Annotated in this window: 17 protein-coding genes; 4 read left to right on the forward strand and 13 right to left on the reverse strand. The window is 43.9% G+C overall.

What is annotated here, in order from left to right:
- Positions 1-31: 31 nt before the first annotated feature.
- Together purT and C1A09_RS06790 are read right to left on the reverse strand one after the other, a co-directional pair.
- Positions 32-1198, reverse strand: coding sequence for a formate-dependent phosphoribosylglycinamide formyltransferase (purT, locus tag C1A09_RS06785; RefSeq protein ID WP_101542895.1), 1167 nt, complete (start codon positions 1196-1198; stop codon positions 32-34).
- 180 nt (positions 1199-1378) lie between these two features.
- On the reverse strand, positions 1379-2896 hold the full coding sequence (locus C1A09_RS06790; RefSeq protein ID WP_101542896.1) for a DUF4301 family protein: 1518 nt from the start codon (positions 2894-2896) through the stop codon (positions 1379-1381).
- A gap of 105 nt (positions 2897-3001) precedes the next feature.
- On the opposite strand from C1A09_RS06790, the gene C1A09_RS06795 reads away from it, so the two are divergent.
- Positions 3002-5221: a RelA/SpoT family protein gene (locus tag C1A09_RS06795; RefSeq protein WP_101542897.1), complete on the forward strand. Its 2220-nt coding sequence runs from the start codon at positions 3002-3004 to the stop codon at positions 5219-5221.
- Between the two features lie 36 nt (positions 5222-5257).
- A complete protein-coding gene (locus C1A09_RS06800) occupies positions 5258-5623 on the forward strand; it encodes a diacylglycerol kinase family protein (RefSeq protein WP_101542898.1) in 366 nt (121 codons plus the stop codon).
- Between the two features lie 2 nt (positions 5624-5625).
- Here the strand turns inward: C1A09_RS06800 and C1A09_RS06805 are convergent, their stop codons facing one another.
- The 3 genes from C1A09_RS06805 to C1A09_RS06815 all read right to left on the reverse strand — a co-directional run bounded on the left by C1A09_RS06805 (position 5626) and on the right by C1A09_RS06815 (position 8135).
- The gene (locus tag C1A09_RS06805; RefSeq protein WP_101542899.1) at positions 5626-6603 is read right to left on the reverse strand and encodes an MFS transporter; all 978 of its coding nucleotides are present in this window, start codon (positions 6601-6603) and stop codon (positions 5626-5628) included.
- On the reverse strand, positions 6584-7405 hold the full coding sequence (panB, locus tag C1A09_RS06810) for a 3-methyl-2-oxobutanoate hydroxymethyltransferase (RefSeq protein ID WP_101542900.1): 822 nt from the start codon (positions 7403-7405) through the stop codon (positions 6584-6586). The genes C1A09_RS06805 and panB overlap by 20 nt, the downstream gene beginning before the upstream one ends.
- Positions 7406-7487: 82 nt before the next feature.
- The gene (locus C1A09_RS06815) at positions 7488-8135 is read right to left on the reverse strand and encodes an HAD family hydrolase (RefSeq protein WP_101543004.1); all 648 of its coding nucleotides are present in this window, start codon (positions 8133-8135) and stop codon (positions 7488-7490) included.
- A 117-nt stretch (positions 8136-8252) separates the two neighbouring features.
- Here C1A09_RS06815 and C1A09_RS06820 point away from each other — a divergent pair, with 117 nt between their 5' ends.
- Positions 8253-9605, forward strand: coding sequence for an MATE family efflux transporter (locus C1A09_RS06820; RefSeq protein ID WP_101542901.1), 1353 nt, complete (start codon positions 8253-8255; stop codon positions 9603-9605).
- Between the two features lie 15 nt (positions 9606-9620).
- Here the strand turns inward: C1A09_RS06820 and C1A09_RS06825 are convergent, their stop codons facing one another.
- A complete protein-coding gene (locus tag C1A09_RS06825; RefSeq protein WP_145998976.1) occupies positions 9621-9884 on the reverse strand; it encodes a hypothetical protein in 264 nt (87 codons plus the stop codon).
- A gap of 288 nt (positions 9885-10172) precedes the next feature.
- On the opposite strand from C1A09_RS06825, the gene C1A09_RS06830 reads away from it, so the two are divergent.
- The gene (locus tag C1A09_RS06830) at positions 10173-10475 is read left to right on the forward strand and encodes a helix-turn-helix domain-containing protein (RefSeq protein WP_101542903.1); all 303 of its coding nucleotides are present in this window, start codon (positions 10173-10175) and stop codon (positions 10473-10475) included.
- 116 nt (positions 10476-10591) lie between these two features.
- On the opposite strand, the gene C1A09_RS06835 is transcribed toward C1A09_RS06830, so the two are convergent.
- The 7 genes from C1A09_RS06835 to C1A09_RS06865 form a co-directional block, all read right to left on the reverse strand.
- Positions 10592-13717, reverse strand: a complete 3126-nt coding sequence (locus C1A09_RS06835; RefSeq protein WP_101542904.1) for a DUF4906 domain-containing protein — start codon at positions 13715-13717, stop codon at positions 10592-10594.
- 40 nt (positions 13718-13757) lie between these two features.
- Positions 13758-15494 carry a hypothetical protein gene (locus C1A09_RS06840; RefSeq protein ID WP_101542905.1) on the reverse strand — a complete coding sequence of 579 codons (1737 nt, stop codon included), beginning with the start codon at positions 15492-15494 and terminating at the stop codon, positions 13758-13760.
- Positions 15495-15515: 21 nt separating this feature from the next.
- A complete protein-coding gene (locus C1A09_RS06845) occupies positions 15516-16589 on the reverse strand; it encodes a FimB/Mfa2 family fimbrial subunit (RefSeq protein ID WP_101542906.1) in 1074 nt (357 codons plus the stop codon).
- Positions 16590-16860: 271 nt separating this feature from the next.
- The gene (locus tag C1A09_RS06850) at positions 16861-18633 is read right to left on the reverse strand and encodes an Mfa1 family fimbria major subunit (protein WP_101542907.1); all 1773 of its coding nucleotides are present in this window, start codon (positions 18631-18633) and stop codon (positions 16861-16863) included.
- Between the two features lie 31 nt (positions 18634-18664).
- A complete protein-coding gene (locus C1A09_RS06855) occupies positions 18665-20095 on the reverse strand; it encodes a DUF3868 domain-containing protein (RefSeq protein ID WP_101542908.1) in 1431 nt (476 codons plus the stop codon).
- Positions 20096-20106: 11 nt separating this feature from the next.
- Positions 20107-20691, reverse strand: a complete 585-nt coding sequence (locus C1A09_RS06860) for a DUF3575 domain-containing protein (protein WP_101542909.1) — start codon at positions 20689-20691, stop codon at positions 20107-20109.
- Positions 20692-21397: 706 nt separating this feature from the next.
- Positions 21398-22606, reverse strand: coding sequence for a tyrosine-type recombinase/integrase (locus C1A09_RS06865; protein ID WP_101542910.1), 1209 nt, complete (start codon positions 22604-22606; stop codon positions 21398-21400).
- Between the last annotated feature and the right edge of the window lie 212 nt (positions 22607-22818).

A 22818-nucleotide genomic window follows, 5' to 3' on the forward strand; every position in this document is an offset into this window, starting at 1 on the left:
CTGAAATAAATATATCCCTCTTCAGTATACTTTAATACACTTCTACTTTCGCTGCGATCTTTTTAGTTTTGTCACGCAACACATCAAGATCATCCCCCAATGGTGCATAACAAAGTACAACTCCCATACGGCGGTTTAAACGGGTAGTAGGTTTACCAAATATACGCAGATAAGTATCTTCTTCTTTCGTCACTTCTTCCAAACCACGATAGTTGGGATGTTCCTGACTGGCAATAGGAGAAAGAATAACCGCACTCGCTCCCATACGTTCCTGCTTGATACCCGGGATAGGTAAACCTAAGACAGCACGCAAATGAAGTTCAAACTCATTGAGATTTTGTGTTCCTGCCAAAGTAACCATACCTGTATCGTGCGGACGTGGTGACAATTCGGAGAAATAAACCCCATTCTCATGACTGAGAAAGAATTCCACTCCCCAAAGACCGGCACCTGTTAAAGCACGAGTCACTTTTTCCGCCATCTCTTGCGCTTCTTTCAAGTGGGCAGGATCGATATGCGCCGGTTGAAAACTCTCTCGATAATCTCCCCCCTTCTGTACATGCCCGATAGGAGGACAGAACAGAGTAGGACCATTCTTCTGGGTAACAGTGAGCAAAGTTATCTCACTATCAAACTTGATAAACTCTTCAATGATAAGTTCTTTGATATCACCACGACTACCATTACATCCATATTCCCATGCATGTTCCAATTCATCGGCACTCTTCACAAGCGACTGTCCTTTACCGGAAGAAGACATTAACGGTTTTACCACACAAGGAAAACCAATTTTTTCGGCAGCAGCCTTCAATTCATCCAATGATTGGGCATAGAAATATTTAGCAGTTTTCAACCCCAGCTCTTTAGCAGCAAGATCCCGGATAGCCTTACGGTTCATCGTAAAATTAACGGCCCGCGCACTGGGAACTACCTGAATACCTTCCTTCTCAAAATCATATAAACGTTCTGTACGGATAGCTTCTATTTCCGGTACAATAATATCCGGCTGATGTTTATGAACCACACGTTCTAATGCATCGCCATCCAGCATACTGAACACTTCGTATTCGTCTGCCACCTGCATGGCGGGTGCTCCGGCATATGAGTCACAAGCAATGATGTATTGACCTTTACGTTGGGCAGCAATTACAAATTCCTTACCCAATTCACCGGAACCTAAAAGTAAAATCTTTTTCATTTCAGTATCAGTTTTTATAAAATTATTGCAAAGATAGGGAGAAAAAACGAGATAAAAGAAATACGGGAAGTTAACTTCATCCACTATATAAAGTTAACTTCCCGTAATTATGATATTAACATATTAGCACCCCTTCAGTTAACTTCATTCCAACAATAAAGTTAACTCACTGCCAGTCCCTCATTGATGTTGTTCTCTCAACAAATCATTCACCGTCTTAACCGGATTGAATGTACTCAAAGGAACTTCTACAAATACCGTATTCCAATCGCTCATGGCACCATTCCAAAGTCCGGGAAGTTCAAGAGCTTTCAAGTCTTTACCATTCTTGGACTTATAGGATATGAAACCTGTCGCTTTATCTACATATTTTACGAGATCAAATTTATGTCCTTTATAATCGCGTACCGCACAAACCAAATCCACAGGATTAAAATGCGTACCTTTCTCAAACATTTCTTTCTTTTCTGCGTCATCCATGTCAATCTGAGAGCTTTCCAAAATTTGCAGAGAAATGGTACCATCACTGTTGTAAGCGAGGAACGGACCGCCACCGGGTTCTCCCACATTCTTCACCATACCGCAAACACGCATCGGGCGATTCAACTTCTGTTTCAAATAAATCACCAGTTCAGCATCTTCCAAATTCTTTGTCTCCGGATTTTTACAGAATAACTTCTTTTGCAGGAACTGCAAAATCTCAAGAATTTGCCCATGTGTATATTTACCGCTATCCAATAATTGCAAATAGGCAAAAGCCTGTTGCTGCAAACTAACAAGTACACCAGCAATCAGTTTTTTATATAGCACAGTATCACCTTTCAGTTTGTCAGGTACTACATTATCTATATTTTTAATGAAAATCACATCAGCATCAAGGTCGTTCAAGTTCTCAATCAGTGCACCGTGCCCACCCGGGCGGAACAAGAGCTTACCATTGTCACGGAAAGGTTTGTTCTCCATATCGGCAGCAACCGTATCTGTACTGGGTTTCTGTTCTGAGAAACTGATATTATAGTCTACGCCATATTTCTTAGCGTAAGAAGCAGCCTTCTCATCAACCAACGCTTTGAATAAAGCACGATGTTCGGGAGACACCGTAAAATGAACATTCACTTTTCCATTCTTATTGGCAGCATAAAGCGCACCTTCCACCAAATGTTCCTCCAGTGGAGTACGGCTTCCGTCTTCATACTTATGGAATTTCAACAACCCTTTCGGTAACGCTCCATAATTCAGTCCGGCAGCTTCTAGCAAAGCGGCAACTACAGCTTTATAATTACCTTCAATCAACAACATAGGAATATCTTTTCCAGTTGTCTGACGACACGCTGTATTCAAATCATCATAAAAAGCAAATTTCTCGATTTTCTCAAAGAATTTTTTTTCAAAATCAGTCTGAGGTATATCATAATCAGCTCCAAGAAATTCAAACATATTCTTGAACATACGACTTGCTGCACCTGATGCAGGAACAAACTTAACAACTATTTTATCCGTTTGGGTATATACTTCCCAAGCATCCAAATATTTCTTTTGCTCGTCAACATCAGGAGCCAATATACCTTGTTTTAGAGATGCAGCGGCAAATAACTTCAAATACGGGAAACCTTTTTCAAAACAAGCCAACTGTTCGACAATCTGTTGTTCACTGATCCCCTTTTTGGCAAGTAATTCTTTGTCTTGGAGTGTTATCATAATATCTAATTTTATTAATTGATGCCCAAAAATACAAAAAAACCACAACCGCCCTCAAGAAAAAGAAGAAAAAAACTACCTTTACAGCATAAAATACGGACGATTATGGAAACAGATGAATTTTTCACTACCGGAGAAAAGGACCTACTCTTTTCTCTCTATCGAAAATTATTGCAGCTTTCCGGAGAAACGTTACTGAAAGGCGACTGCAGAAAATTGAAAACACATCTTGTCAATTCTATACAAAACAACCGCATACAACGGGATACCTTTGGTCTGAACCCAGTAATAAAAGATATGCAGACCGCAGTTATCGTAGCGGAAGAAATCGGAATGAAACGTGCGTCCATTCTTGGACTTATGCTTCATGACTCCGTGCGTTGCGGCACTTGTACTACTGAAGAAGTAGAACATATTTATGGTGAAGATGTAGCAGGCATCATTCGAGGATTAATTCGTGTCAATGAACTTTACTCTAAAAGCCCGACTATCGAATCCGAGAATTTCCGTAATCTGTTACTTTCTTTTGCCGAAGATATGCGGGTTATTCTCATTATGATTGCCGACCGTGTAAACATTATGCGGCAAATTAAAGATTGTGAAGATGACGAAGCACGTCGACAAGTCGCTAATGAAGCGGCTTATCTCTATGCTCCCCTCGCCCATAAACTCGGTTTGTATAAACTAAAATCTGAACTTGAGGATCTTTCTTTGAAATATACCGAAAAAGAAGTATATTATCATATTAAAGAGAAACTGAACGAGACGAAAGCTTCGCGTGACAAATATATCGCAGCTTTCATTGCTCCGGTACAGAAAAAATTGCAAGAAGCAGGACTGACTTTTCACATCAAGGGACGTACAAAATCCATCCATTCCATCTATCAGAAGATGAAAAAGCAAAAATGCCCTTTTGAAGGTGTGTACGACTTATTCGCAATCCGTGTGATACTGGATTCCCAACTAGAGAAAGAAAAGTTAGAATGTTGGCAGGCATACTCTATTGTGACAGACATGTACCAACCCAATCCAAAACGCTTACGCGACTGGCTCTCTGTTCCTAAAAGTAACGGATATGAATCTCTGCATATCACCGTGATGGGTCCCGAAGGCAAATGGGTGGAGGTACAAATACGCACCGAGCGCATGGACGACATAGCCGAACGTGGTCTAGCAGCCCATTGGCGTTATAAAGGTGTAAAAGGTGAAAGCGGACTGGACGAATGGTTAACTTCCGTACGGGAAGCTTTGGAAAATTCTGACAGTAACGGGTTGGAAGCTATGGATCAGTTTAAATTGGATTTATATGAAGATGAGGTTTTCGTTTTTACACCCAAAGGAGACTTATTCAAACTCGGCAAAGGAGCTACGGTACTGGATTTTGCTTTCCACATCCATAGTAAATTAGGATGTAAATGTATTGGCGCCAAGGTAAATGGAAAAAATGTACAGCTGAAACAGGTACTGAATAGTGGAGATCAGGTAGAAATAATGACTTCCAATACACAGACTCCGAAACAAGATTGGCTGAATATCGTAACTACTTCAAAGGCCCGCACAAAGATAAGACAAGCGCTGAAAGAAATGGTTTCGCGCCAACATGCCTTTGCCAAAGAAACACTGGAACGTAAATTTAAAAACCGGAAGATCGAATATGATGAAGGTACAATGATGCGTCTTATCAAACGTCTCGGATATAAAGTGGTAACAGATTTCTACCAGAGCATAGCTGACGAGACTCTTGATGTAAATGACATACTTGATAAATACATTGAGCAGCAAAGACGGGAAAACGATACACGTGACGATATTATTTATCGTAGTGCAGAAGGGTACAATTTACAACCGGTTTTACCGGAAGAGACATCAGCCAAAGAAGATGTACTTGTCATTGATCAGAATCTGAAAGGATTGGATTTCACTCTTGCCCGTTGTTGTCATCCTATTTATGGAGATGAGGTCTTCGGTTTCGTCACTGTAAGTGGAGGTATCAAGATACATCGCAAAGATTGCCCTAATGCAAGTGATCTGCATCAACGTTTCGGATATCGTATTGTGAAAGCCCGTTGGGCAGGAAAATCGCAAGGAGCACAATACCCCATTACTTTACGTATTGTAGGACACGACGATATCGGTATTGTTACCAATATCACATCTATTATTTCAAAAGAAACAGCCATTACCCTGCGAAGTATCGGAATTGATTCGCATGATGGTTTATTCTCTGGCACTTTGACTGTGTTAGTTGGTGATACGGGAAGACTTGAAACACTTATCAAAAAGATAAGAACGGTAAAAGGAGTGAAGCAAATTTCAAGAAATTAAGTGATAATTTCTATTTATAAAGTTCTACGACTAATTATGAAGTATAATTTAAAAAAACAATTACGAAGTTTCGGTTATGCCTGGAAAGGTATTAGAAGTTGCGTAGGGAAAGAACAAAATTTAAGCTTCCATCTCATTACCTCGGCGATAGTAATTATTGCGGGACTTATTCTAGATATCACACAAATGGAATGGATCATTATCGCTCTGTGTATCGGCATTGTAATTACCGCAGAGTTATTCAATACAGCTATTGAAAGATTAGTGGACTTGGTATCTCCTGAACAACATCCTATTGCTGGACAAGTTAAAGATATTGCCGCTGGAGCAGTATTGATATGTGCTACCACAGCGGCAATCATAGGACTTATTATATTTATACCGTACTTTATAAATTTATAAAATCATCTGATCCGTTTCCTCTTGTAATAAGGATAAGTCAACAAAACAAAGAATAACAAAGCAAGGATAGTAGCTACAAAAGCAACATGATGTAACAAAGCTATATCCATCTTATGACAAGCTACTACAAGACCAGCCAATACTCCCATTTCCATCGCTAAATGGCAAGTTGTATTAGCCGTACCGCGTTGGCAATGATGAGAAAACTTGACAAACATTTTTATAGAAGGGATTGTCAGGAATGCTAAAACAACCAATGTCAAAAGTGATATATACTCTCCCACAAACAGCAACGGCAATAATATACCCGGTATAAATGCAATAAGCATCATGTTTATCGCAGGCAACCATGCACGTGGTAATAAAAAGCGATCAAGATTGCAAAACGACATACCAATAGGCGCCCGAAAAGCGACATAGACCCTTGATGCAAAAAATACGCTGAACATTCCCACTATTACCGCCCCATAAACTACCATCGGAAAGCCATAAAAACGGAATAACAATACACCCAACCCGGCACCAATCAGCATACCCAACCGCGCCGCCCATGCATATACCATATTTCCGGAACTACGACGAGCAGAAGTAGTGATATCAATAGCCACCGTAATACCTGCCGTTGTAGCAAGTCCGAAAGAGGCTCCCTGAACAGCTGCAAGCATCAAAAGTTTTATATAACTATCAACGAACGCATATCCCAACATTGACGCCAACATAATAAGAGTAGAATACAGAAGTACATGCTTTCTTTTATAGGTATCACCCAGATAAGCATGAAACGGCCCAACCATCAACATTGCCACTGCAAACATAATGAACATACCTCCCGTTTGCGGAATGGAAATATCCAACTGCACTCCCATAATAAAAGGTAGCAGCGGAAACAGCATGTAAACAGACGTGAACAGCAATAGGTTTGCTACACATATCCGCCAGAAATTGAGCGTCATAAGTCCATTAGTACTGTTCCTTTTCATTCGGGAAATCTAAGTTCTTCACATCGGATATATAATGGCTGATTGCATCAGTCATTATTGTATGAAGATCAGCATAACGACGCAAGAAACGCGGACGAAAACCATTATTCATACCCAACATATCTTGAATAACCAATACTTGACCATCTACACCTCCACCGGCACCGATACCAATAATAGGAATAGTCAATTCGTTCGCCACACGCTCGGCCAATACTGCGGGAATTTTTTCCAATACGATTGCAAAACATCCGGCTTCTTCCAGCAAATGAGCATCATGTATCAACTTCTCGGCTTCGGAATCATCCTTGGCACGAACTGTATAAGTCCCATATTTATTAATGGATTGCGGCATTAATCCCAAATGTCCCATTACAGGAATGCCGGCACTAAGAATGCGCTTTACCGTACCTATAATTTCTTCCCCGCCTTCCATCTTCAATGCATCCGCATGACTCTCCTTCATTATGCGAATGGCAGAAGCCAAACCTTCCATTTCATTTCCCTGATAAGAGCCAAAAGGCATATCTACTACTACCATCGCACGCTTCACTCCACGCACAACAGATTTAGCATGATAAATCATCTGATCAAGAGTGATAGGTAACGTAGTCACATTTCCCGCCATCACATTGGAAGCAGAATCACCAACAAGGATTACATCCATACCAGCACCATCTACAATCTGCGCCATGGTGTAATCGTATGAAGTTAACATCGATATTTTTTCACCTCTTTGTTTCATTTCTACGAGGCGATGTGTAGTCACTTTACGGGTATCATCCGAAATATATCCAGCCATAATTTATTATATGTTTTTAGTTTACGTGCAATACAGAAAATAAGATTTTAATTCACTGCCGCAAAGGTAGTGCTTTTTCCTATTATTTGTGCACTTGGAGCATTTTATCGTATGTGAACCCCTGGAAATCTTCCAAAACATGATGGCACAAAGGAGCTATATCCATATAACTATTAGTAGTTGCAAGTCCAATTACATTGGCTCCAGACGCCATTCCAGCCTTCAAACCATTAAAAGAATCTTCGAATACATATGTATTTTCAAGAGTAGTACCAAAAATCTCCATGCCGAGCAAGAAACAATCGGGTGCAGGTTTGGAAGCAACAAACATCTCAGCAGTGAGAATACGGTCGAAAAGCGTCTTTATTTCAGGATGGACACGATATACAGCTGCCATCTTAATTTCGTTTGAGCTGGTCACTACCGCCGTCTTTACACTATGACGATGAAGGTCAGAAATGAAATCGAGTACACCGGGAATAAAATCAAATGTCATTTTTTCCTCAAAACTATTCAGAAGTCCGGTGATTTCAGCCTGCTCCTTCGTCATGCCGGAAAAAAAAGTATCGTAGATATACGTCAAAGTCTGCCCTTTCACACGGTTTTCCAATTCTTCCATACCTAAATAATTGACCCCTATCTTGTGCCAGAAGATACTGTATTGCGTCTCTGTATCCACTACTACTCCGTCAAAATCAAATAAGACAGATATTGTTTCCATTGTCTCCATAAACATTCTTTTACCTAAATCTGTTAATATCATTACTATACCGGGGACAAAGGTCTGAATTATCCTCGAACCAAACAAATTTTTCATATCTTTGTAGTCTCTAATTGACTCATATCAATGAATAACCCGCATATTTTAGGAACCGAGCGTATTGGTAAATTACTTTTGCAGTACTCCATACCTGCTATTATAGGTATGACTATAACTTCTTTGTATAATATTATCGATAGTATTTTCATTGGTCATGGCGTAGGTGCCATGGGTATTGCCGGACTTGCCATTACTTTTCCTTTGATGAACCTTGTAGTTGCTTTTTGTACTTTGGTTTCAGCCGGTGGTTCCACTATTTCATCTATACGTTTGGGACAGAAAGACCTTGACGGGGCAACAGAAGTATTGGGAAACACGTTGATGTTCTGTCTTATCAATGCATTTGTTTTTGGAGGTATCTCTTTTATATTTTTGGATGATATTCTACGTTTTTTCGGTGCCAGTAACGATACATTACCTTACGCACGCGACTTTATGCAAGTAATTTTATTGGGTACTCCTATCACCTATACCATGATTGGCCTGAACAACATTATGCGTGCTACCGGATATCCCAAGAAAGCGATGTTGACCTCTATGGTAACAGTCGTTTGCAACATCATCCTTGCTCCAATTTTTATATTCCATTTCGAATGGGGTATTCGGGGGGCTGCTACAGCAACCGTCATATCACAATTCATCGGTATGGTATGGGTAATCAGCCATTTCTTTCAGAAAACTACCCTTGTACGTTTCCAATCGGATTTTTGGAAAATGAAGAAACGGATTATAACCAGTATATTCTCCATCGGCATGTCCCCATTCCTGATGAATGTAACGGCATGTGTCATCGTCATTATCGTAAACAACAGTCTACAACATTACGGTGGTGATATGGCTATCGGTGCGTACGGTATTATGAACCGTTTGCTGGTACTCTATGTAATGATTGTATTAGGATTGACAATGGGTATGCAACCTATAGTAGGCTATAATTTCGGGGCACAGAAGCACGACCGGGTAAAAACGACTTTAAAGTTGAGCATTATTTCGGGAGTATGTATTACCAGTACCGGTTTCATCATCTGCGAATTATTCCCTCATGCTGTATCCGCCATTTTCACCAGCGATGAACAATTGATAGATATGGCATCAAGAGGCGTCCGTATTGGTATAGCTATGTTTCCGTTGGTAGGTGCACAAATTGTGATAGGTAACTTTTTCCAAAGTATAGGAAAAGCTAAAATCAGTATTTTCTTGTCGCTCACCCGCCAACTGCTGTATCTACTTCCTGGGTTACTAATTTTTCCCCATTATCTAGGTTTAGACGGAATATGGACATGTATGCCAGTGTCAGATTTCTTTGCGTTCGTTACAGCGGTCATTGCCCTATGGATATATGTGAAAAAGCTAAAGAGATTAACTTCTCCTCAGCCTTGATTATTCTGTTTCCTACTATTCGCTCTTAATACTGTTTATAGGATTTTCATAAATAATAGTAATCTCCTTACTATGACGGCGTACTTCATCGTTGATATACCCTAACAAAACCATTAATGTAATCAAATATATTGAAAAACTCGCCCGTAATACAGCATTACGAAAACGGCGAACATCGGCATACTGTTCATCCAATATACTTGCCAAAGGGGTAAACGCTACATAATCAGACGGAAATATTTCCTCCATCTTATGGTTCAACGCAATTTGATTTTGCATAAATTATAATACTTTGATAATCAATAGTAATATATAGGTAAACAATCCATGCGCAACAAATTTGCAACAAACAAATGGAGAAATATTGTTCTTACGGTAGAACATAGGAATTAACAACATGGAAGTTCATTACCATTATGAATAGGGAGGCGACAAGTCTCTACTTACCTAAATCATTGATTTAGGCATGGAATTTCGTTTCTTTCCACGGAACAACAACCCGGAAGTTGTGCAATTTCAAATATTTGTGCTACCTTTGCAACTGAATTAAGCAATGTAATCGTTTCAATGAATACAGTGACATACAAGATGCCTTGCGGAATTTTGGAGACTGAATCGCAGACAATCAAATCCGGTCAGGATAAAAGGGATTGGACGCAATACTCACGAGCTATTGCCGCCCTTATGTCAAAGCGGATGTTGGAACTCGGCTTGACACAGAAAATGCTTGCCGAGAAAATGAACTGCACCCAGCAATATATATCCAAGATGCTGAAAGGACAAAAGAATATGTCGTTGGAAACTATATGTAAGATAGAAAACACATTGGGCATCGAAATTATCAAAGGTCTGAACGAAAACGAGCAATAAAGCAGGACTATGGCCGGCGATGGAGAGGTCTGTGGCGGTATATAGCTCAAAAGCCGGGCGGTATTTTGCTTCCGTCTCCGGCTTGCAGCCTCTTGTGCGATTACAGGGGTGTACGGTCATGGCTGAGTCGGTTGCTTTATTGATACCGGACGAATACCGAAACCGTCTGTATTATAGAAATCCTCATAAGGGGCTATCAGGTTCAGCCCATCTCCGCCTCGATTTTTCCAACCGTCATCACCTGTACCCTGAATATCGTTGCGGTGGTATTTCAAATGGTAAGAACGGGTCACACCATTCGCGCCATTGAACCATACATAACCTTCATATTCTCCACTCGCCTGCGGATATTTAACGACTGCGGCTTTGTCATCATAATCACGATAACCTGTGATCGGGAAAGTGATGGATTGAATTTTCCGTGTGTCCGTATAAAGTTCCAAAACCTGTCTGTTTACCGAGATGTCTGTTGAGTAATAATCTTGCGGCATATTGCTCTCAAGTACATCATACCAATCGTAAGGGAACTTAGCAGATTGCCCGTGAGTCGTAAATCCGGTGAAAACAGATTTATCGCCTACCTGATATCCCGGTGGGCAGGGGTCATAGACCGTCTTGCCACCGGCATTCGACCATAGGTCTGTGGGTGATTCATTAGTACTATAAAAACCTTGTGTAAAATCAGTTGGTACATTAGGTTGTCGCGGTGCGTTATGCCATTTGTCAGGGTTCTTGACAAGCACATCAAGGCACTCCTTGGTGTGTTTTCGGTTTATGTTATTCAAAAATTCTTTCGGTTCATTATAAAGACGGGGAGGGTTATAATCACTCCATTCATAATACTTGATAGACTTAGTTCCGTCATAAGTCCATCTGGGTTTGTTTCCAAAAGCCAAATTTGATCCGACAAACGGGTCCTTACGCCCCCACTGGTAGTAAGGATGGTCGCCACGGGGAAGGACAAAATGAGGATACTGTTCAATAGTCCTGATTATCTCGTGCTCTCCTACCTTGAATTTTATATCACACTTGCGACGTTTATAATACTTTATCGCCTTGCCTCCCGAACACCATCCGAGATTGACAGGCATGACATCAAATGCTTCCTCTTCATGGTTGAGAATCCGGATGTCCTTCTCGAAATCTTCAAAACCGAAACGGGTAGCCCAAATGTGCCAGCTCCAGATAGCTTTTGTGCTTCCGCTTTTCCCGTATATCTTACCTCGGTCTATATCGACATAATCATCTTCCTTAGCACTATTGTCAATCAAGGCTATCACGGCATTTCCTTCCTGTATGTTACTTATGTGGAATTTTATTCCGCCATTACCGCCAAAAAGAGTAGAATCATATTTTATCTCACTTGGTATGATAAGATTTTCGGCATCCTGCCATATAAGTTTCACACTGACATCGGAGAGACTCACATTATTATCTTTAATATAAGGTGCAGAAATTTTATTCTTAAGATGGTTTACCATGTGTGATGATGAATATGCCATCGCGTTTGTGCTTTCACCTGTGATTGCATTTCCATACACGAGAGGGAAGCAATACCAGCCGGAAGCCCCCACCATGTAGCAGTTAGCGGTATTCTCCACAGAGCTTCCTCCATCTTTGCTGGAAAGATTATACGGGGAGCCTTCAGTACCTTTGCTTGCAGCAGGAAACAAGTTATTGATAGTGGATTCAGTCGGATCTGTCATGGAGGCAACAAATGTATATGGCGTTTGTGACCTGTCATCGCTAAGAGTACCCTTGGTAAGTGTAAGCCATCCGGAGGTAGTGTTGTCTATATCCCACACCCCGACCTGCTCATTATATGAATAGTAAGTATAGCTGATTTCCGGCTCTATCCATTCTTTGTCCATGCCGTTCGTTGCATAGCTGGTCACCGTGATTACATTCTGATTATTGAAAGTATGACCGGCATTTGCCATATTAGCTTGATAGTCATTATCTGGCACAAAGAATTTGCCCTGATAGTTCACATCTTCGGGGTAGGTGACATCCAAATACTTCTCGACATACTCGATGTGCCAGTCTATGTCATTGCCATAGTCCTTGAAATTCATTGTAATCTTGTAATGGTGGTTACGGACTAAATCGAAATTATTTGTCGCATTATTCCCAAGCATGAAGCGGTAGATGATTTTACCCTCTGATTTATACTCAGGCCGATTGGCGACATAATATCCTTCCACTTCGAGGTAGGTGCCGTTATCAACCCCGTCTTTTGTCTTGGAGTCAATGATGCCGTCTCCGTTGGTGTCTTGAAGTTTGGATTTGTCTTCATGTGTACCTTGCATATTTTCATAGCAAGGAAGTGCTTTGGCATTGTCGTCATGGAAAGTTGCAATACTCTGCTCTTTCCATATATCCGATGGTGAGAATGCTTTTGTTTTTGTCACCGTAGGCCAGACGTTGTGGTCTTCACCCTCTCCGTAGGTAATGGAATAATCCGATGTGATGCAGGTAAGGTCATTCTCTCCGACGGCTGAGGAGGCTCCGAGAAGAGCACCGGATGTAATGTCTTTCAGCACGGCGTTTTTTATATATACAGTTACTCCCTCTTTCAGATTTGTTCCGTCGAAATCCACGGTTACTTTCGACACCGCCCTGCGTACCCAGGAATGCAGGCTGTTCCGGTCCGGAGTAATAGTAAGGAGAACATCCTCTTCAAAATTCTCATTACCGGGAACGGAACCTGTTTCCTTGTCATAGTCCTGCTGGAACACACCGAACATCTCAAGGTCATTCTCGATGTTGCCGTTCCAAACGAGTTTGAAATTTCTAAGGTCTTCGATGGATGTTACGCTCGTAAGATCACTTTTCTGGGTATCAGATATATTGGCAATGGCATAGACATAATAACGTCCTGCCCGTACTTTCTTTTTGAATGTAATATGTTCATGCGTAGAGCCTTCCGAGGGTGCGGGAGTGAAATCCACGTTTCCGCTGTATTCCGTTACGGGTTTCCTCTCGGAATCAAAGAAGAAAACATACAGGGACTTTATACCCTTGTATTTGCCTCCTTCAGGTGCTTCGGCACGTGTTTGTACTGCCGTCGGTACAAGTGGTTTGAAAATCACTTCGCCTTTGAATTCAACTTCTGCGTCAGGAATATCTACAGGTCCGTCTATAAAGTCATCCGTGCATCCGGCAAGTATGACAACCACCATAGCCAGAAATGCCAGTATGATTGAAAAATTGATGCTATATTTCTTATTATGCTGTGACATAATTGCTCATAAATTTTAAAGTGTCAAGTATGTTGCAAACTCATTCAAGGTATTGTACCCATTCTCCGAGTTTGTTTTTTCTCTTTGCATCTGTATCTCCTTCCGACCAGGGATAGCGGTTGCCGAGAACGTCAAACCAGTATTTCGGATATATTCCTTTCTCACCCCACCAGCGTGCTTTATTCCAGTCCAATCTGTCCCATTCGTACAGGATGTGACAACACTTCAAATTCAATCCTACATTCTGCAAAGCTGTGTAGATTGCTTGGGCATCAGCGTTTCCATTGGGATCTCCACCGGAATCGAGCCACACGCGTTGCTGTAATTTATTGAGATACATATCATTCCCGTATTTATATCCGGTTATACTTTCCGGAGTGAGAAGATATTTCTTCCGGGTCTCCTTTTCGAAAAAATGGTCAAGTTTTGCCGCTGTCCGTTCGTAATCCGCATACACAAGCAGATACTCCTTGTTGTTGATGGTCACAAACTTTCCCGGATTATCTTTTGGACCGAGATACAATGGAACCGCTGTCACGGGGTCGTAATAATTGCCATCATACCAACATTTGTTGCCATTTTCATCCTTTCCCACAACGTAGCCAGTGAAGTCCTCTTTGCCCAGACCGTAATCGGGCGTTACATTTACCGATGTGAACGGGATGACATCCACCACCATTTCCAGATTCTTGTACATGGTGATGTTCACCACGACATTCGTATTACGGAAAAGCGCCTTCAAGTTGGGCAGCTTGCGGACGAAAGGATCGGAGTTCCCGACTATATTGAGCGTCAAAGTGTATTCCTGCTCGCCGTCTGCCGCATCCGCCTTAGGGTTCTTGCTCTCGGGCAGATAGAATGCTTCCGATGCCGTGCCCGGTTTTATGTCATCAAGATTGTTTTCGTCAAACTCCGCCGCTGCCACAGTGACAGGAAAAGGGAATGTATATACCACTTGCTTATTCGCCTGTGCAGGCAGCCTGTAATCCTTCAACCAGCCGGCGGCTTCCGTAGTGGCATAATCGTCGTTCTCCGACGAGGTTTCGGAAACCTCTCTCAGCCAGTCTATCCAGCTTTTCCCGTTGAAAAGCTGCCGGTTCTGTTCGCTGTCATTGACATGCGCCATCAAGAAGTTCTTGTCAGCATGGCTCGCTATGGTAAAATTTCTCACGGTTACATTCTCTCCGCGCCAGTTCATGAAGTTCATCGTGAACTTGGTGGCGACACGCACCACGTAGAAAGTCTTTTCGACGACTCCTTTTTCTGGAATATCTATCTCGTACATGGACGACATCGGGATGGGGTTCCCGTCCGAATAATCCGGGGTGAAATAAAGGCCGTTCACGGTTTCTTCAAAGCCGGACGCTCCCTCGCCATAGCTATCGAAGAACGCGGACAACGTACTGTTTACACCCACTACGCCCTCCACCGCAGACTCGCTCTCCTCATTGGCGAAGAGGTATATCTTTTTCTTCTCATTGGGTGTCACCTTGAGCAGAATGAGGTTCTGCTCTTCCGCACCGTCCAAAGCATAGAACTTGTTGTGTTCCACCGTCCCGTCAGGATGCAGTATGATGACACGCACGCTGTACATCTTCTCGTTGTCGGGCAGCGTTGCCGTTGCCGCCCTCGTCAGCCCGATCGGCTCTATGTTCAAATATAGGGTAGCTTCCGAAATCTCCTCCGGCAAGGATTCTTCCTGACTGTTGCACGCCACCATAACCGGCAGCAGTGCCGCCAGGCAAATTACGATGTTATGTATAATGTTCGGTTTCATCAGTCAAATCCTTCTTTCCGGTTATTCAATTTCAACGTTGCTCAATACCACACGCCATGACAGGATCTGGATGACGCTGCTCACCCATCTGTGGTTCTCGTCGAGAAAGAGGGTCATCACACACTCGTCCAAACGGTCGAGGTACTCCCGCTCGTCCATCGGGTAACGGTATTCATTCTCGTAGTACTCTTTTCCCATCAGGGCGTAGTCTATCACCGGGATGCGAGCCACTTGCTTGCCGTCCTTGGTGTCAATGGCAAGTATCATTTTCTCGCGGTGCGTCTCTATCAGGCGCCCCACAGTGAAGTCGGCGACGACTCCTTTCACGTTGCTGATGACAGGGGTACCGTCCCTGCCAATGCCCGCCTCGACCTCCTGTATGTTCCACGGGCGGTAGTTGATGTTCTCGTCGGCAACCAGCTCGTTGTCGTGTGCCATCAGACCGTTCTCGTCATCAATGCGGAAGGTGAAGTCCGCTTTGTTCACATCCTCGCCCGAGAGGTGCTGCAGGATGACACGGACGTGGTTGGTGTTCTTCGTCAGGGGCATGGTGTACTCGTAACTGCCGCCGTCGTCGTTCACGGGCAGCGACACGTCCAGAGTGCCGTGGAAGAGGCGGTACAAGTGGGCTTCGCTGTAGGCTCCTGCCTCGTCGTGCCGACGGTTCAGGGCGCACTGCAACTGCTCCATGCGGGTCTCGCCAACACGAGCTTCAGGCACGGAGAAGGATTCTTCGCGTTCACCGTCATTCTGAAGTCCGCACCAGGCAAGCAAGTTGTAGTCATCGGCGGGAAGGTCGAGCAGCATCGAATAGTTTTCCGCTGTCGCAGGGTCTACCTGTTCCGCTTTTTGCCATACCAGTACACCCGAGGGGTCGAACGCATACACATGAACCGACGAGACCTCGTTGGCGAAGGCGTCCGCCCATTTCAGGTTCTTGTCGTAGCGGAACTTGAGGCGGTAGGTCACGGAACAGTCGCCTTCGTAGTCATAGACAAAACTGTCACATGACACAAAAGCGAACAATGGCAGTACCGCCATCGCCGTCACCCATGCTCGCAATGCCTTTCTCTTTATATAAGCCTTTATTTTCATGCCGTTTATATTCCTATATCTGTTTTATATATGTCGGTTGCGGGTTTTATCCCGCAAAGAATTTCCTTAACAAGTGGGAGTGCCTCCATATGGGACTCCATGGCCGCGCACCTCTCTTTGCACCGGTACGGAAGTGCTTTCTCATTACTATTTGAGGACGGGGAGAGAGTTCCTTTGGGGGGTCCCTCCCCGTCCGATGATTTGTTTATCAGTCTTTCATCATGCCTGTATGTCATCCGCATACGCGGGTATCACACATCTCCACCATTTTTTACCAATCGAGTACCACATTGCTGTTAACTACGCGCCAAGAGAGGATGTTGATACGGGCTGCGATGAATGTGTCGTCGGATTCATCCGGTTTTTCGGGATAGATGACTTCTTCCGGATCATACACCGGCGTGCCGAGACCTGCCAGTTTAGTGATTGTTGCGTCATAAATATGGTTACGCACAACACCTATCTTGTTGCCAAAGTGATTGATGTCAAAGTAGTAATAGGTATAACCGTTTTTCCATACTTTTGCAGAGCCGAGCTTCTTCAGTTGCTCATTGGCGGCTGCGGCGGTAATGGCAGTAGCATTTTCGGCGTTTGAGGCATACCATTTACCATCCTCATCGGTTGCCAGCTGGACGTATGATTTGTAACGGCCCGGCTCGGTAATATCCGGTTTGCCGTCTGCAGTACTTGTTTCACCAGCTGCGGTAGCAGTTTTTACTGTCAGTTCTTCCGGAGTAATCTTGACGAATTTTATTGCTCCATCCACGGTTTCCTTTTTATAGAGACCGCAGTTGTTTGCGAACAGGTCCTTCAGGCCGTCGATAGTAGTTCTTGTCGAACCGTACTCGGCAAATTCGAGTGCGTTGCCGTCTTTATCAACAAGCTGGGCTGAAATAATAACCTTGGTGGGTGTTGAAGCATCACCGCCCGTCGATGTTGTGATGTCGGAAGCGTATGGCGATGCGTTTTCGTTTACATAAACCCAGTCTTTTCCGTCAAATTTTGTCTTGGCCTGAGCCTGGAACTTGTTGCCGTCAATTTGTTTCGATTCTGTATCCGGAACAAAAGCACCATACTCGTAACTTACATTGTTTGCATTGATTGCCCAAAAGCAACGGCAGTAGTCCGACCAGTTCCACGGAGTAGCACCGGCACCGAACAGAGTGGCGCTCCATCCCGGATTGATTTCTTTAACAAGACGGGATCTGTTGGAAACGGCGGTGGTATTCCAGCCGAGGAACTTGACATAGATTTCTTTCGTAACATTGTTTTCTGTCACTTCCTGTTTTTTTTCGTCAGTCGAAGTCTTGAAAATGTTGGTTGTGCCATCAAGTGGCGTCAGGGAACTGTTCAGGCGGACTTTTGCTACGGCACGCTCAACGTAAATTTCCACGGGGTCATTCAGAGCTTCGCCCGAGGTCTTCTTGATTTTACCTTCTACACTGACTGCCATTTGCTTTACGTTGTCCTTTGCATAGGTGGAATTGCTCATCAAGAATTTACCACTGGTGGTGTTTGCTTTAGCGTTGTGTGTTACAGTGGCAAGAGTTCCAAGGGTACGCTCAGAGCTCGCAGATTCTAACATAGGATTGATAATCGCAACAATTTGGGACGGGGCTTGATCTCCTTCAGGAGACTCGATAATCAACTGTGCTGTGAGGATTTTTTCCACATTAGGTGTATTATTTCCTTCCTCCGTGACGTTGGTCCACTCCAGATAGTTGACCATATCGTTACCGACTTTTTTTACGAAGGCAGCACTACCGTCTGCGTTGAAGAAGTAGAAGCGCACCTTCGTTACCTTGTTCTCCGCATCGAGACCTTCTTCGTATGTGGAATTGTTGTTAGGGTCACCTGTGTGCTGGTCACCGGCAGCACGGGTACCACGGGTTCCATTAGTCGGGTTGGTTACAAGGTTTACCGTCAGGAACTGAGGCTCGCCTAACTCACCGCCGTTGTTGCCGGGGGCGATGTCTTCCTCGCTGGAACAGCCAACGAACGCCAGTCCGGCGACCATTGACAAGAATAGAGATCTAATTCTCATGTTGTTAAAAATTAAAAATTATTACTAAGTTTTATCTCTTTCGCCTTTTGTTCAATTCATTCAGCGTGGCGGCTGCCTGTCCCAGACTCATGTCACGCGCCTTCTCCAGATATTGCCGTGCCGTTTCGTAATCCTCCTTGCGAATGGCAAGCGCGGCACGCGCATAGATCGCCTCGGCGGAGTCGCCCGCCTTGTCAAGATACCTGCGTGCCGCTCCGAAATCATCCCTGCGGATGGCAGCATTGGCGGCATTGAGGTTCGCAATCTCATCGTTGGGGAACATACGCACGGCCGTGTTAAAGACCTCGGTAAACTCGTCCGTACCGGGTTCATATTTTCCGGCAACAAGGTAAAACTCGTTCAGACTCAGCTTCTGCGGCTGCTCTTCCATAATACGGCGGATTTCGTCTGTCTCGCTGAACGTGCGGATGTTGTAGTCGATGCGGTAATCCGTATGGCGTAATGCCGGGTAGAAGTTCAGCAGCATGAAGCGGTACTCCTGCGGATAGGTACACTTGATTTTCGCTTCTTTGGCATCCGGTTCCATGTCGCTGTCTATCATCGCCAGAATCTCCGTGCGGTGGTCGATGTTTGACTGCTCCACATAGCGACGCAGGCCTGCCCAGTCCTCCGGCTCGTAATCGGTCTGGATAATGTTGTCTGCGAAGTGGTACAACTGGCCTATGTGTTTCTTGAGTGCGGCTGTACGCCCGATGGCAAGATCGGTATTGTGTTTGTAGGGGCTTTCGGGCGAGGCAAAACCTTTCAGCCACACGGACGTAATGGTGATGTCCTTGTCATTACGCACGGAGTCGATGGTCGCCTGTATTTTGCCCAGCTCGACCGTGTTGCGGCGGTAGTCTGGATAGATTACCGTCTGGTCCACCGGAAAGTCGATGTATGCCGAACCGGACAGGGAACGGCTCTTCATGACTTCGGCCTTGGGCTGCACGAATACCAGTTCGGGGAAGAACGCCTCGCGGTGTCGTCCCAACAATCCATCGTATTCCGCCAATATCTCCTGACAGCAGCCCCAGTCGCTGCGGTGAAACTTGAGTGTGGCCCCGTCCATCCATTTCTCGTAGGGAATATGGTTGTCATACTCCAGTTGTTCCGGTTTGTTCGATGCCTTGTATGATTTTTCCGTCTCACCCGAAATGGTGCTGATTCCATTCCTTATATAATAGTAATATCTGCGGTGTCCGTAGATGCCTATCGACGGCAAGTCGATCGAATCCGTCCCATTGACCAATCGCGGGGTGAGCAGTATGGCACGGTTGGAGTTCACATCAAGCTCCGACAAATCTATACCCATCGTAACGGTCAGGTACTTGCCATTGCGATTCATGTTGAAGTTTTCAACGGATACACCGGGCAGAATGTCCTTTGTGTCCTGAGCCACCGCTTTAGTCATATCTGTCATGCCAAGCAGGGTTGCCAGTATGAATATCGTCCTTTTCATTTCACTGTAAATTAGAATAGATAAACCAAGTTAATGGCCGCTTTCGTGGGACCCACGTAGTGATGCGGCTTGTCCGTTTCAACCTTCTTTCCGCATCCTGTACACCGGAAACGGTCGTAACGGGTGTAGGAATAACCGATACCTATTTCCGTTTCCAGGTTCCAATGCCGGCCAAGTACAAAAGCGTAACCGTATGACACACCGCCTCCGATGAACCACCCCTGATAGCGGGTGTCCTTCAGTTTACGGAAGTCCGTTCCAAGAAAATTTACATTGAGATTGATGCCGCCGACATTATATTGTCCGCCATGCAAATAGGTTCCGAAATAGGAGCCACCAAAGCGGTCACATAGCCAATACCTGACTCCGGGCTGCACTGACCAATGCTTCCAGCGTTTGTCGTTTGAGATTGTCCACGCATTGAACTGGCCATCCACTTCCAGTGTCCACTTGGGAGCAAGACCTACCTCCAATCCTATATTGGGATTCAACGTAAAATCTGCCGCCAGATTGGTTTTCACACCCACCTTCTGCGCACAAAGTTCCTGCGAGACACAGGAGACGACTATCATAAATAATAAAAGCGCACGTTTCATTTCCTATTTATATTTATTTCAGTTTCACTCTTTATCCGCAACATCTCTCTATAAGAGAAATATGAATACGTGAAATAGGATTCAACTGATTGATAAACAGGAATTGTTCTTCGACAGAGAATGCTAATTTATACAGACTCTGTTAAGCATAGCAACTGTACAATTCGAAAGCAACATCCGTTTTGATACGGTTATCACCTATAAATCACGCAATTCTTTCCATGCAGTCATTCTCTTATAGAGAGAATGAAGCTACTACCCAACAACTATATATTTTGAGAAGCACTTCTTTTAACCATGTTTCATACGTCTTTCAGGAACCACTCAAAGAAATTGACACCCAATCCTCTTTCGTTCCTATTTTGAGAAACGCGAGTGTGTCCCTGTAAACGTCTGCCCATTGATACATCTCCTTTTAAGAGAATTAGGGATTTTATTGTAGATTGATAATCAAGTGTTTTATATCATAAAAACAGTGTGAAAAGCCTAATATCGCTTGACATCTTTAGGTTTAGATGAAGAAAATCATCATATTACCGATTATTTTGTTTTCATTTGTTTGGCGGTTTCTTGCATTTTTCAGTACTTTTGTGGCATAAAATAATTCTCTTAAAAGGAGATTTAGGGATTTGCACAATAGATTTTTGTCCGATTTTACTTATCCGGCTGTATCAAACTGAAGCAGATTTTCATCCTATCATAGTCCTTACAGAGCCTTGAGTATCTGGCTGTTTGCCTTGTCAACGGCAGAAGTATCCAACGAAGCGAGATAGATGCGCGTGGTCTTTTCGGAATCGTGTCCCATCGCTTCACTGATGATTGGAAGCGGAATGTTCTTACTCCGGGCAATGGAAGCCCAACCGTGACGCGCCACGTATGTGGTCAACGGAATTGCCAATCCCAGTTGTTCGCCCAACTTCCTCAACTTGTCGTTGACCAAATGAGCCGCATTCTTGTACTGTCTTCGTGCATCCACTTCCATATTCTTGATAATAGGCAACAGATAGAGAGTGTCCGCGATGTCGTATTTGTCGATGATTTCCTGCATGGGTTTCTCCCATTTAATGGAGAGCTGCTGCCCGGTTTTTTGTCTGCGATAAGAGAGTATTCCGTTCTGAAGGTCTTTTTTCTTGAGAAATGCCATGTCAATGAATGACATTCCACGTGTGTAGAACGAGAACATGAAGACATCCCTTGCCAAATCGGTCGCCGGAGAAAGAGTCAAGTCCAAATCACGGATCTGACGGATGATATTCAGCGGAACAGCCCGCTTGACCGTCTTGTCGATACCCGTATAAACGTGTCTGAACGGAGAGCGTTGTACGGTCAGTTCCTTTTCGACGGCCCGGTTGTAGATGGCTCGCAAGCCACGCATATAATAGGATGTGGTATTGGGACACACCCCTGCCGCTTTCAGGAAGTTTTCATAGCGTACCATCAAATCGGAATCAACTTCATCGAGAAACACATCATTTTCGCCACAAAAACGCTCGAAACTTCTGGTGACAACCGTGTACCGTTCTGCAGTACGGGGTTTCCCGATCTGTCCCATCTGCCGGATAACTTCACGGGCAAAAGAAATGAAGCCCTTGCCCTCCGAAGGTGTGAGATAGCATTTCAGCACGTCTTCGGCAGTATAGTCCTCACCGGCACGCTCCAGACGTGCGATTATATTCCTGAACCGTTTGGTGTTCGCATACAAAATCTCTTTCAATGATGCAAGATAATTGCTGCGGCTATCCCCGATGCCGGGCGGAAAAACGATTTCCGCATGAGCGGAATCCCATTCACAGGGATATACCTTGTAACCGGTGTTAACTTGACGTGCTACACGTCCGTGAACCACTTGATAGAATAATGTGCCTTCTTTCGTTGAAATAGAAGATGCACGAAATTTAACTTTCATTGTTGCCATATATAATCGATTTAGTGTTTCCACTTATAAAAGATAAAGGAGACTGTAGCTAATGTGATGGCGATCAATCCGGCATATACAACTGTTATTTCGCTCAAAATCTCTGAATGGAGCAGTTTCATGTTTGCGAAAATGATAAGGGCAAAAAATGAATGGAAAATATAAAGTCGGTTGACCCACTATTATAAAATCCATTTGCCCCACCTTTATAA

This window comes from Bacteroides cutis (assembly GCF_900241005.1).
In the GTDB taxonomy this organism is placed as follows: Bacteria; Bacteroidota; Bacteroidia; order Bacteroidales; family Bacteroidaceae; genus Bacteroides; species Bacteroides cutis.

Excerpts from the sequence above, each read along its gene's own strand:
- purT (WP_101542895.1), bottom strand. The coding sequence starts at position 1,198 with ATGAAAAAGATTTTACTTTTAGGTTCCGGTGAATTGGGTAAGGAATTT.
- C1A09_RS06790 (WP_101542896.1), bottom strand. The coding sequence starts at position 2,896 with ATGATAACACTCCAAGACAAAGAATTACTTGCCAAAAAGGGGATCAGT.
- C1A09_RS06795 (WP_101542897.1), top strand. The coding sequence starts at position 3,002 with ATGGAAACAGATGAATTTTTCACTACCGGAGAAAAGGACCTACTCTTT.
- C1A09_RS06800 (WP_101542898.1), top strand. The coding sequence starts at position 5,258 with ATGAAGTATAATTTAAAAAAACAATTACGAAGTTTCGGTTATGCCTGG.
- C1A09_RS06805 (WP_101542899.1), bottom strand. The coding sequence starts at position 6,603 with ATGAAAAGGAACAGTACTAATGGACTTATGACGCTCAATTTCTGGCGG.
- panB (WP_101542900.1), bottom strand. The coding sequence starts at position 7,405 with ATGGCTGGATATATTTCGGATGATACCCGTAAAGTGACTACACATCGC.
- C1A09_RS06815 (WP_101543004.1), bottom strand. The coding sequence starts at position 8,135 with ATGGAGACAATGGAAACAATATCTGTCTTATTTGATTTTGACGGAGTA.
- C1A09_RS06820 (WP_101542901.1), top strand. The coding sequence starts at position 8,253 with ATGAATAACCCGCATATTTTAGGAACCGAGCGTATTGGTAAATTACTT.
- C1A09_RS06825 (WP_145998976.1), bottom strand. The coding sequence starts at position 9,884 with ATGCAAAATCAAATTGCGTTGAACCATAAGATGGAGGAAATATTTCCG.
- C1A09_RS06830 (WP_101542903.1), top strand. The coding sequence starts at position 10,173 with ATGAATACAGTGACATACAAGATGCCTTGCGGAATTTTGGAGACTGAA.
- C1A09_RS06835 (WP_101542904.1), bottom strand. The coding sequence starts at position 13,717 with ATGTCACAGCATAATAAGAAATATAGCATCAATTTTTCAATCATACTG.
- C1A09_RS06840 (WP_101542905.1), bottom strand. The coding sequence starts at position 15,494 with ATGAAACCGAACATTATACATAACATCGTAATTTGCCTGGCGGCACTG.
- C1A09_RS06845 (WP_101542906.1), bottom strand. The coding sequence starts at position 16,589 with ATGAAAATAAAGGCTTATATAAAGAGAAAGGCATTGCGAGCATGGGTG.
- C1A09_RS06850 (WP_101542907.1), bottom strand. The coding sequence starts at position 18,633 with ATGAGAATTAGATCTCTATTCTTGTCAATGGTCGCCGGACTGGCGTTC.
- C1A09_RS06855 (WP_101542908.1), bottom strand. The coding sequence starts at position 20,095 with ATGAAAAGGACGATATTCATACTGGCAACCCTGCTTGGCATGACAGAT.
- C1A09_RS06860 (WP_101542909.1), bottom strand. The coding sequence starts at position 20,691 with ATGAAACGTGCGCTTTTATTATTTATGATAGTCGTCTCCTGTGTCTCG.
- C1A09_RS06865 (WP_101542910.1), bottom strand. The coding sequence starts at position 22,606 with ATGGCAACAATGAAAGTTAAATTTCGTGCATCTTCTATTTCAACGAAA.